8 protein-coding genes and 5 pseudogenes are annotated in these 10,942 nt (G+C 68.5%); 4 read left to right on the plus strand and 9 right to left on the minus strand.

Annotated elements, in window-relative coordinates:
* Positions 1 to 610 precede the first annotated feature (610 nt).
* Positions 611 to 958 (plus strand): hypothetical protein, encoded by a 348-nt coding sequence (locus ABZY11_RS38775; protein ID WP_356483674.1) that lies wholly within the window; start codon positions 611 to 613, stop codon positions 956 to 958.
* Positions 959 to 1,612: 654 nt separating this feature from the next.
* A complete protein-coding gene (locus tag ABZY11_RS38780) occupies positions 1,613 to 2,788 on the plus strand; it encodes an ice-binding family protein (RefSeq protein WP_356483675.1) in 1,176 nt (391 codons plus the stop codon).
* 105 nt (positions 2,789 to 2,893) lie between these two features.
* Here ABZY11_RS38780 and ABZY11_RS38785 read toward each other — a convergent pair.
* The 6 genes and pseudogenes from ABZY11_RS38785 to ABZY11_RS38810 all read right to left on the minus strand — a co-directional run.
* A pseudogene (locus tag ABZY11_RS38785) lies at positions 2,894 to 3,193 on the minus strand (integrase core domain-containing protein); the annotation flags it as partial.
* A gap of 7 nt (positions 3,194 to 3,200) precedes the next feature.
* A pseudogene (locus ABZY11_RS38790) lies at positions 3,201 to 3,613 on the minus strand (IS30 family transposase); the annotation flags it as partial.
* A gap of 542 nt (positions 3,614 to 4,155) precedes the next feature.
* Positions 4,156 to 4,428, minus strand: a complete 273-nt coding sequence (locus ABZY11_RS38795; RefSeq protein ID WP_356483676.1) for a hypothetical protein — start codon at positions 4,426 to 4,428, stop codon at positions 4,156 to 4,158.
* 417 nt (positions 4,429 to 4,845) lie between these two features.
* Positions 4,846 to 5,016, minus strand: a pseudogene (locus tag ABZY11_RS38800) (DDE-type integrase/transposase/recombinase); the annotation flags it as partial.
* A gap of 61 nt (positions 5,017 to 5,077) precedes the next feature.
* Complete coding sequence (locus ABZY11_RS38805) at positions 5,078 to 5,311, minus strand: hypothetical protein (protein WP_356483681.1); 234 nt, start codon at positions 5,309 to 5,311, stop codon at positions 5,078 to 5,080.
* Complete coding sequence (locus ABZY11_RS38810; protein ID WP_356483677.1) at positions 5,311 to 5,565, minus strand: hypothetical protein; 255 nt, start codon at positions 5,563 to 5,565, stop codon at positions 5,311 to 5,313. Before ABZY11_RS38810 ends, ABZY11_RS38805 begins: the two co-directional genes overlap by 1 nt.
* Before the next feature lie 344 nt (positions 5,566 to 5,909).
* Here ABZY11_RS38810 and ABZY11_RS38815 point away from each other — a divergent pair.
* Together ABZY11_RS38815 and ABZY11_RS38820 are read left to right on the plus strand one after the other, a co-directional pair.
* Positions 5,910 to 6,038: pseudogene (locus tag ABZY11_RS38815) on the plus strand (transposase); the annotation flags it as partial.
* Between the two features lie 123 nt (positions 6,039 to 6,161).
* On the plus strand, positions 6,162 to 6,617 hold the full coding sequence (locus ABZY11_RS38820) for a hypothetical protein (RefSeq protein ID WP_356483678.1): 456 nt from the start codon (positions 6,162 to 6,164) through the stop codon (positions 6,615 to 6,617).
* Between the two features lie 182 nt (positions 6,618 to 6,799).
* On the opposite strand, the gene ABZY11_RS38825 is transcribed toward ABZY11_RS38820, so the two are convergent.
* From ABZY11_RS38825 to ABZY11_RS38835, 3 genes and pseudogenes are all read right to left on the minus strand, one after another.
* Positions 6,800 to 7,930: a CapA family protein gene (locus ABZY11_RS38825; protein ID WP_356483679.1), complete on the minus strand. Its 1,131-nt coding sequence runs from the start codon at positions 7,928 to 7,930 to the stop codon at positions 6,800 to 6,802.
* 542 nt (positions 7,931 to 8,472) lie between these two features.
* Positions 8,473 to 8,669: pseudogene (locus ABZY11_RS38830) on the minus strand (alpha/beta hydrolase); the annotation flags it as partial.
* Between the two features lie 373 nt (positions 8,670 to 9,042).
* Positions 9,043 to 10,374, minus strand: a complete 1,332-nt coding sequence (locus ABZY11_RS38835; RefSeq protein ID WP_356483680.1) for a phosphoribosyltransferase — start codon at positions 10,372 to 10,374, stop codon at positions 9,043 to 9,045.
* Between the last annotated feature and the right edge of the window lie 568 nt (positions 10,375 to 10,942).

Raw genomic sequence — 10,942 nt, forward strand, 5'->3', positions numbered from 1 at the left:
CCTGCAGTACCGGCCCGACACCCTCGACGGCTTCATAGCCGGCACCGGCCTGGCCGTCGACACCCCAACGTCACCCTAGCCAGCCGAAGTCAGTATTGACTTCGGCTCGTCAGGGTGATCTTTGTCGATGTGCCTGATGGGCCTGGGGTGCGGGCTGTATCTCGTGCAGTGTGAGATATGCGGATGGGGCGGGCTGACCGCTGCGGGGCGGCAGCGTCGGGAGGCGGTACGGCGGCAGGCGGCCGAGTTGTTCGAGCAGAAGATCAAGCCGCTGGAGGTCGCCCAGCGCCTGCGTGTGAGCTCGCCCTGACGAGCCGAAGTCAGTAATCGCGTGACGGTGTGGCGCTTGGCGGGACAGCCCGCGTTGTCCAGCGGGTGCGAGACCGGCCGCGGAAGGGGTCGCTGGTCGAGCGGAACGCCAGTCGCATAGAGGAGCGCAGGAGGTCTGACGGGCCGGTAGGCCCACAGATCATCGCGTCCGCAGCCCTGGGCCCTGACGCTATCGTTTTCTGCTGGCCACGGACTGAGCAGTTCGACCGAAGCGCTGGCGCGGCGACACCGAACTGCGGCAACAGGGGGAATGGGCATGGGGGACAGAGGGATAGCGGAAGTGCGCCGGGAGCATGCGTGGGCCGAGCGGCTGACGGAAGGAGTGACCGTCGCCGTGGCGTTGGGCCTCTCGTTCTACCTGCTGGTCGGCCCGGCAGTGTTCTTCGGTACGACCGCCTGGCATCTGATCACCGACACCGGCACCACCGCGTTCAGTCGGTTCTTGGCGCCGGTGATCTTCCTCGCCCTCGTGGCGCTGCCGCTCGTCCTGGCCCGCGCGGTGTTCCGCTCGGGCCGGCGCAAGGGCAAGAGGCGACTGACAGCGGCGGTCCCGGCGGTGCTGACGCTGCTCGGCGGGTCCGTCGTGCCCTTCGCAGCCCTGTGTCTCATCTTCGTGTACGCGGACTGACCTCCGGCTACGGCAGGTCCGTCCGACGCGTACAAGAACGGGTACGTTGTCACCAGAGAACGTAGCGCTCCACCTCGGTGGAGGGGTGACAGCCCTGCGCGCCGCCCATCCCCACACCCCGTGCAATGGGAAGTTGAGGCCTTGGAACCGGCCGAACTCCAGCGCTTGGTCCTCGCCGCCGTCACCCCGTACATCGATCACGCCGTATCGCCCAGCAGATCGCCCGCATCCAGTGTGCAGCGCGGTTCATCGCCCCAGCCTTTCGATATGCGCGCCCTGCCCTGGAACCGGAACGTGGGCCGGCAGCACGGGCGGGGCGGCGGGGCCGCACTCGCGGTCGTCCGCTCGTCGAAGGGGCTGCTGCGGTCGGCCGGGCGCTGGGCCAGAGGTGTTACGCGCGACCACCGATGGCGTGACAGTGCGACAGGTGATGGGCACTCACCCTCGCGTCTCCTGGCCTTATCACCAGCATATGTGAGCATAGGTCCACACCTGGTGAACCCTGTGTGACAATTCGTCACTGTGTGTTCTCTGTGTGTTCTGTGGTCTCCCGCTCCAGCGGACTCGGTGCTCAGGTGGGCGTTCGTCACCTGATGTGCAGCGGCTGTGGGTCGGCAGACGCAATCCACCCCGAAACAGGAAGGACCACCTTCAATGGCTGTGGCTGCCACTCTGTCCGCCTTCTCGGAAGACGGGCGCAAGCGAGTCCGGCGCAGGCGTATCTGGCGCAGGGCGTCCTTCGCCGTGCTGTCCGGTGTGACTCTGCTGAGCACGACCACGTTCTTCACCACCGCCGCGTATGCAGCGGAGGCTCCGGTGGGACTGGGGACCGGCATCAGCTACGCCGTGCTGGCCGGCTCAACGGTCACCAACACGGTCACCCCCACCGTTCTCAACGGAGACCTCGGGCTCAGCCCGGGGAGTTCTGTGACAAACTTCCCGCCCGGTCTCGTCTTCGGCGCTCAGAACGTAGCCAACGGTCCCGCTCTCACGGCGAAGAACGACCTGGGCATCGCCTACAACGACGCGGAGGGTCGGACTCCGACAGGGGACGTGACGGGCGTCGACCTCGGAGGACAGACATTTACGACTGGCGTCTACAACTCCACAAGCTCAATGGCCCTCACTGGGACCGTCACCCTCGACGGAGAGGGGAACTCCGGCGCCGTCTTCATCTTCCAGGCGGCATCGACCTTGATCACAAGCTCAGCGAGCAGCGTCAGACTTGTCAATGGGGCTCAGGCCTGCAACGTGTTCTGGCAGGTGGGCAGCTCCGCCACGATCGGGACGTTCTCCAACTTCAAGGGCAGTATCCTGGCCTCGGAGTCCATCACAGTACAGAACGGCACGGAGATCCAGGGCCGGGCCCTGGCGCGTACTAGCGCGGTCACCCTGGACAACAACGCCATCACCGTGCCGTCCTGCGTCGGGGCGCCCGGGCCGACCGGGCCTACTGGTCCGACGGGCGGTACTGGACCCACTGGTCCGACGGGCGGTACCGGGCCTACTGGTCCGACGGGCGGTACCGGGCCTACTGGTCCGACGGGCGGTACCGGGCCTACTGGTCCGACGGGCGGTACCGGGCCTACTGGTCCGACAGGCAGTACCGGACCCACTGGTCCGACAGGCAGTGCTGGTGGTGGCAAGGGCGACCACGGTGGTGGCAAGGGCGACCACGGTGGCAAGGGCAAGGGCAAGGGCAAGGGCAAGGGCAAGGGCGACCACGGAGGCAAGGGCAAGGGCAAGGGCAAGGGCGACCACGGAGGCAAGGGCAAGGGCAAGGGCGACCACGGAGGCAAGGGCAAGGGCAAGGGCGACCACGGTAGGTAAGCTCGCGATCATCTGACCGACACGGGGTCAAGGGCTGAACTGGCGCGCAGACTGAACCGCACCAGGATTGGTGGAGGGGCCTTGACCCCGAATCCTGGACACGGGTCATGCGACTGGTGCCAGTGTAATTGGTGTTGTTGTGGATGCGGCTTCGTAGGCGATGGGGCTGCGGTGTCCGAGGCGGGAGTGTCGGCGTCGGGTGTTGTAGCGGTGGAGCCATCGGAATGCGTCGAGGCAGGCTTCGCGCTCGCTGGGCCAGCTCTTTCGTCCTTGCAGGGTCTCGCGTTTGAAGGTCGCGTTGAAGGACTCGGCGAGGGCGTTGTCCGCGCTGGATCCAACCGCGCTCATGCTTCGCCGAACCCCTGCTGGCCTGCAGGCTTCGGCGAAGGCCCTGCTCGTGTACTGCTTGAACTCAAGTGATCGTCGCAACACCGGCTTTCTGAAGAGATAGTAGGTGCTTGTTGAGGGCTTCGGCGGGTGTCTTCCATCCGAGGGTCTTGCAGGGCCTGTTGTTGAGCGTGGAGGCGACGGCCTGGAGCTCGTTGGCGTTCCAGCGCGACAGGTCCGTGCCCTTGGGGAAGTACTGCCGCAGCAGGCCGTTCGTGTTCTCGTTGGTGCCGCGTTGCCAGGAGCTGTGGGGGTCTGCGAAGTAGACCTGGAGCCCCGCGTCGACGCGGAGTTGGGCGTGCTGGGCCAGTTCCGGCCGCGGTCCCAGGTCAGCGACCTGCGCAGTCGCCCGGGCAGGGTGGTGATGGTGGCGGTGATCGCGTCCTTGACGACTTCGGCGCCTCGGCCGGCCAGCGCGGGCCCGTTCTTGGTGCGTGGCTCGGTGCGCTGGACCAGGAAGGCGAGCATCTGCTTGCCGAGCGCGTCTTCGACCAGCGGCGGCTGGTGGGCCCAGTCGGCCCGGAAGACCTCCCGGAGCCGTTCGGTCTCGGCGTCGATGCCGCGTTGGCGGCCGGCCCGCTTGAGTGCGGCCTGCAGCTGGGTGCGGGTCAGCCGCTCGGCCTTGGCCGGTGTCGGGGCTGCTTTGAGGAGCTCGTGGGCTTCGCGTCGGCAGAGTCCGTTGCGCCCGGAGTCGAAGGCGGCCAGGGCGGAGGGGTAGCGCTCGCGCAGGTAGGCCGACTTCCGGCTCACACGCAGGCGCTGGGCGACCTCCAGCGGCTTGATCTTCTGCTCGAACAACTCGGCCGCCTGCCGCCGTAGCCTCCCGACACTGCCGCCCCGCAGCGGTCAGCCCGCCCCCATCCGCATGTCTCACACAGCACGAGATACAGCCCGCACCCCAGGCCCATCAGGCACATCGACAAAGATCACCCTGACGAGCCGAAGTCAGTAGCTCGCGGCTGGACCCTTCAGGGGAAGGCTCATGACGTGCGAGGCTCAGCTGCGATGATCTTCGCGTTGAGGTCGCACCAGACCGTTGAAGTGCCGCCGGAGGCAGCCCAGTTGCCGTAGTGCCAGTACCGGTACTTGCTGGCATCCAGCGTCTCGCACCTGATGGCAAGGAAGAACGACGTTCCGCCAGTGCAGGAGATCCTCGCCCCTTTGTGACCGCCGCTGCCGTCGATGAGCTGCGGATAGCTCGGACAGATGAGTGCTGTGGTGCCGGCCGAGGCCGGCGACGCGAGGCCGAGCATTCCTGCACTGGCCAGTGCGACAGATGTAGCGACGGCTGCGACCCGAGAGCGAATGGACATGCTGTCCTCTCCTGTTGGTTCTTCGGCGTGCGGAGGGAAGGAGGCTAGCCGCCCTGCTCACGATCCGGTAGAGCACGTCGTCGCCGTCGACACCGCTGGCGGCTCCGACGACGTCGACGACGAACCCGGGCTCTGGGCCGACGGCCGCGACTGCAACGGGGCCCGGTTCGCGCATTTGGCCCAGACAGGTGACTCGGCGCCGCGCATCCTCCGGAGTGAGCAGGCCGGCCGGCGCACAGCGGCTGGACCCTCACGCAGGCGATGGAGCGGCAGACCAGGGCGATGCACGAGTTGAGCCAGAGCACGTTCCCGGAGCCGGGGGTGTCCTCGGATGACGAGCCGGCTCCGGTCGAGGCGACCACGATCGGAGTGTGCGATGCAGCTGGGCTGGAGTCGGCCACGTCCGGCGGCCATCGTCAGCGCGTCGACAACCAGCGAGGCGCGGTGGTGATCGGCCATCGAGTAGCCGACGATCTCGCGGGTGGCCAGGTCCAGCCAGGTCGCCAGATACAGCCAGCTTTCGTCGGTAGTGCTCCCGCCCGCCGCACCGATGCACTGCCCGCTACGAGGCCCCGGACTGCACCGCCCGCTAGGATGCGCCGAGTTCAGCGAGCCGCCGACGCAGCACATCACGCTGCTCCTCCAGGACCTCGGAGACCGGAGAGAGGAAGTAAACCGCCCCCTGATGGCGGCGGAAGCCGAGTCTCTCCCAGCCACGAGTGATCTCGGCTGTCACCCGCTCGCACTCGGCTTGATCACGCAGACGCGCGCCGGTGAGGTCGGTGACGCCCGGCGAGCACGCGATGGCACGGCATCCAGGCATCAGCCCGAGAATTGCCTCCAAGCGGTGAGGACCACGCCGAGGCCGTATCCGCGCCAGTCTTCGTCCGAGCTCACGCGGTCCATCACCAGCAGGCCGGATCCCACGTACTCCAGCGCCTCGTTGGCGGACTCGTTGAGGTTTCCGGTGTCCGGGTCAAGGACGGCCCGGGCGATCTCGTAGAGCTCTTCCGTCTCCCCTTCCAGCGCCCAGAATGCGTTCTGGCCACGATCAACATGCACCCGGAAGAGGGTCATGCTCCGCACCTCGATGCCGTCCCGCACGTACGCCGGGCAGAGAGAGGTGGTGCATGGGCCGGGCGTGGCAGGCACCGGGAGTTGTCGTGCACGTTGTGGCCGCTGCCGCGGAGCGCAGATCAGCACGCCTTACAACATCGACGAGGTCGATCCATGCGGGCTCGCTTCCGCCGGACCAGCCACGACGATGTGGCCTTCGTCGGACAGGTCAGCGAGTACCTCGCCTGATCCATCGGATTGCGTGGAGAGCCGGATGCTCGGCCAATGGGCACGTCCGGTTCGGCGGGCGGGATGGCAAAACCGACACCCGAAAAGTGCACGGCGTCCCGTCCCTGACCCAACTCATCAAGAAGGGCACCACATCGGCGGGGGTTGGCCGGCAGTACACCGGCACGTCGGGGAAGATCGACAATTGCCAGATCGGTGTGTTCGCCGCCTACGCCACCAGCTCAGGCCGAGCGCTGGTGGACCGCACCGCTCCACCTCGTCAGCTCTCGTAGGGGCGAAACAGGTCCCCACCCTGCGCGAGGAGCCCATGCGGCACCGAATCATCGGAAGGAATCCCTCCGCGGCGATCAGCGGTTAGTGTCCGTCGCATGACACATATGAGGAAGGTCCCGGCGCGACGGATGACGGTGGCGCTGGTCGGCGCGGCAGCCGCAGTGGTGCTGGGTGTGGGCGGGGCGATTGCAGTAGCCGACCAGGACAGTGGAGCGTCCGGCCCGACTCCTGTGTCCGCAGAGGCGTCCGATACGGGAAGCGGCGGTCTCGCAGGCGGCGCGGACACCGGCGCTGGGGACAGTGGCTCCGTCAGTGGTTCAGGTGGCAGCGACAGCGGCAGCTCCGGTGGTACGGATGCGGGAGGCTCGGGTGGTTCCGAGTCCCCATCTCCTACAGACGGCCCCACATCGCATCCCACGGCTCCGGCAAGCCTGGACGACCTGGCGGAACGCATCGACAGTCTGGAGAAGAAGGTGGATGAGCTGCCCACCAAGAAAGAGCTGGCCGATGCCCTCCGCGCCTTCGCCGACGCGTTGGAGCAGCAGGACTGAGTCCACGGGACATGCTGCGGCGCACCCGGGACCAGGCCGTACCCGAGGCCGATCCGGGCAGACCTGTTTCGTCGCGGATCTTCGAGCGAAGTGTTGTCGCTTCAGCTTCTCCGCCCGCTGGACCACCACTAGACCGTCGCATGCGTCGCACACGTGCTGAGTGGTCTCGCCTGAGGTCCACATCATCTGTGCTGCCTGTCGCGCAGGGGCCGCAGTGTGAGCGTGCCGTCGGGCCCGCCGTCGACGCGGGTGCCGAAATCCCGGCTGTGCCTGTCGAGGACGGCGCGCAGCCACTCGGTGTCCTCGGGTGAGGCGCGCTCCAGCCGCATCCTGCATGCCTGCAGGGGCACCATCCGCGCGTCGACCAGTCGGCCGGTGTCCGCCTCCACCGAGACCAGGTACAGCACCCGCAGGTCGTCCCGGTAGCTCTCGTAGCCGCCGATGCCCTCATAGTCGTCGACGAGGTCGCCGCAGCCATACAGGATGAACCTGTCCCTGTACACCTCCAGCGGGCGCGGGTGGTGCGAGGAATGTCCGTGCACGACGTCCACGCCTGCGTCCAGGAGCACGTGGGCGAAGCAGACCTCGGAGCGGGAGACCTCGTAGCCCCAGTTGGGGCCCCAGTGGACCGAGGCGACCGTGATGTCCCCCGGCCGTCTGACCTGCCGAAGACGGTCGGCGAACGCGGACGCGGCGGCCGCCGAAGGCTCCGCGAACACGTCGACACCGACCCGCTGCCCAGTGGCGGCCCAGTCCTTCGGGATCCCGCTGGACGGCATTCCGAAGGAGAAGACCAGCACCCGCCCGCCGGTGCCCAGGGGCACGATCGCCGGCTGTCTCGCCCGCACCTCGTCCCGGCCCGCCCCCGCCGTCCGCAGCCCCGCATCCGCCAGCGCGTCGAGCGTCTCGTGGAGGCCGCGCGGGCCGAAGTCGAGCACATGGTTGTTGGCCAGCGCGCAGACGTCCGGCCGGGCCGCGGCCAGGCAGGGCAGGTTGGCCGGGCTCATCCGGTAGTGGACGCTCTTGCCGGGCGCGAAGTCCCCGTCACCGGTGACGGCTGTCTCCAGATTGACCACCCGCACGTCCGGCGCGGCGTCATCCAGGACCAGCAGCGCCTCGCCCCACGGCCAGCGGAAGCCGACCGGCCGGGGGATCGGCCCGCTCGCCGCCTCCGCCAGGTCGACGTAGGCACGGGCGTCGCGGATGTACGCCTCCCGCAGCGCCGGGTCACCGGGGTGCGGGAGGATCTGATCGACGCCCCGGCCGAGCATCACATCCCCGCCGAGGAACAGGGTGACCACACCGTCGTGCACCCTCCCACGCTAAAGCCGTCGCGGGCGATGCGCGAAGGATCCGCGCGACGGGGGCGCCATGCGGCTGTGCGTGTGCGGTGCGCAGGAGCCATGTGGCCGGTGAACCGGCTCCGCGGTGGCCCACAGGGCGGCGACAGCTCCTGTACCGGCGCGGCGCCGAAGCACCCGATGGCGAGCCCCTCGGTTTCGACCTGTGCCCGCAGCTGGCCCCCTGAAATGCGTCGGCATCGACGCCGCTCCTCAGAGGCGAAGGGCGTGGTTGAGTTAGTCGATGGTTGCGGCCCGCAGCTCCAGCGTGTACGCGGCGGTCACCTCGTCCGGTGTGACGCCCAGGCCGCGGGCGAGCTGCTCGGTCTGGGCCGAGGGGCCTGGTGACGACACGGCTGTACCCCGGGCGAGAGCGCTGATCCGGGGTACAGGGGGGCTGGGGTGAAAAGCTGATCACCGGGTGGTGAATCAGGCCCAGCCGGTGGACACCGTGCCGGGCGGCCGCGGGCAGCCCGCGTCGGGGAGGTTGAACAGGCGCTGCGCTCGTCATCTCACTGCATGTCGAACTCGATCGGACGGTGATCTGCTTCGCCTTCTCGCCCAGGACATCGGGCCAGTGCAGACCGAAGACCGCAGCCGTGATCCTGGGTTCGATTGCCACAAGCGGCACTCCGTTCGCGGTGCCCATGCTGATGCCGAAGTAGCCGACCGGCCCGCCGCTGCCGATCTCCGGAAGTTCCTGGAGCGCTTCCTCGTGACCGGCTGCGGCTTCCATGTCGCCGTCAGCGACGCGCCCGGTCACGGCGACCGGCCGCGCAGCCGCAGTCGGCGTCCGCGATCACCCACCGGACGGGGATCCTGTCCTGACGCGGCGGACCATGGCCTTGGCCATAACCTCCCTCACGTACGATCCGCATGTCGGCCCACCCTCCGATGCGGCCCAGGGCGGGCCCGAACGTCGGCGGGCACTGACGTGGAAGCGGCCCGTGGTGCCCCGCTGGACCTCTGCGGTTCGGACGATGGCGCTCATCACCGTGGTCGGCATACGGAGCGCTCCGGCACGGGGCAGGGGATCGTGCCGCTGCACATGAGCCACCGCCCGTTACCGGAGCACGCGTTCGACCTCAGGCCGCCGCATGGCGAACCGGGGTCATGTGGTCGGTGAACCAGTCACGGGCCAGATCGGTGACCTTCTCCAGGGCGCCGGCTTCCTCGAAGAGGTGGGTGGCGCCGGGGACGACCGCGAGCCGGTTCTCGCAGCGCAGCCGAGCTTGTGCCTCGCGATTGAGGTCGAGCACCAGCTGGTCGTGGCCCCCGACGATCAGCAGCGTGGGTGCCGTCACCGTCGGCAACCGTGGCCCTGCCAGGTCGGGCCTGCCGCCCCGCGAGACGACCGCGGCGATTCGCGCACCCGGCTCGGCGGCTGCCCACAACGCGGCGGCCGCGCCGGTACTGGCGCCGAAGTACCCGACAGCGAGCCCTTCGGCCTCTGGCTGTCCGAGCAACCAGCCGGTTGCGTCCGCCAGGCGCCGGGCCAGCAGTCCGGTGTCGAACACGTTGGCCCGGTCGATCTCTTCCTCCTCGGTGAGCAGGTCGAACAGCAGGGTGCTCAGCCGGGCCCGATTCAGTCCGGCGGCCACGAACCGGTTGCGCGGGCTGTGCCGACTGCTGCCACTGCCGTGCGCGAACACCACGACCCCGCTCGCGCCCTCGGGCACCGTCAACTGCCCGCGCAGCACCACCGCACCAGCCCGCACGTCCACCTCCCGATCCTCGGGCACGGCGTGACGCGACTCAGTCCGGTGGGTGTTCACCGGGCGGGCGGCCGCCTCTTCCAGACAGGCGACGACCTCATCGTCGTCGACCGGAGAGAAGTCGACTGTGTAAAACTGTCCGACCGTAAAGAAGTTCCGTGGGGCGTGCAGACATATCAGTTCGTCGGGCTCCTCGCCGAGCCGTGCGGCCCAGTCGTGAGGCGCCACGGGGACAGCGAGCACGATCCGTGCAGCCCCGCGGGCGCGGGCGATCCGGCAAGCCGCGCGCGGCGTGGACTCCGTGGCCACCCCGTCATCGACCACCAGCACCGTACGGCCCTCCAGCCTGATCGGTTCCCGCCCGCCCCGGTACCGCTGGGCACGGCTCTCCAGCACCTTCCGCTCACGGGCCTCGACCCCAGCCAGCTCATTCGGGGTGATGTGCGCCGTGCGCACCACGTCATCGTTGATCATGCGTACCCCGCCCTCCCCGATCGCTCCCATTCCAAGCGCCGGGCGGAAGGGCACGCCCAGCTCTCGCACCAGGCAGACATCCAGCGGCGCGCCCAGTGCCTCGGCGACCTCTGCCGCGACCGGAACTCCTCCGCGGGGCAGGCCAAGCACCACCACCGCAGCCCCCTTGAGATGCGCCAGCCGGGCGGCCAGTTGACGGCCGGCGTCACGACGATCCATGAAGAACACGATCCGACCTCCTTGTCACGGAGGAACACGGTGGCTGACACGTACCCCCGTACCTCCATCCTCGCCCGCGCAGGGCACGGATGCGCACCGCTGCGAGACGCGCGTTCTCGCCTGTCCTCACACGGAGTGGTCGACCCGCGTGCGGACGGAGTACAGCTCCAGGGCATCAGGAGGCGATCACGATGTCGGACCGTGTGGCCGGCTTCCACAAGCTGTTGCAAGCCTGAACGCAACTCCGGCAGGCGAGTTCGGACGGCCTTGACGGGTTTGAAGTGAGCGGTGGGGCCGAATACGCTCCTCGAACCACACAAAGCTGGCATCGGCCGGCACGGCACGCTGTGGCCATGTCGGCCCGCTTCCCGATGCCACAATGGCGTCGGCGTGAACGCAACCCCGCCCGTGGTGTGTCGGCTGTGCCTCTCCTCATGCCGCAGGGCTGCCGGAATGCGGCCAGCTCGCTGCGGTCCGCAGGGCTAGGGTGCGTATCGAGTCGTGATCAATCTGCGGGATGTGCCTTCGTGGCACGGTCTGGTCCGGTAGACCGTCGTACGTGACGCGAGTGCAACTG

The sequence above is a fragment of the Streptomyces sp. NPDC006510 genome, from assembly GCF_040611955.1.
Classification (GTDB): Bacteria; Actinomycetota; Actinomycetes; order Streptomycetales; family Streptomycetaceae; genus Streptomyces.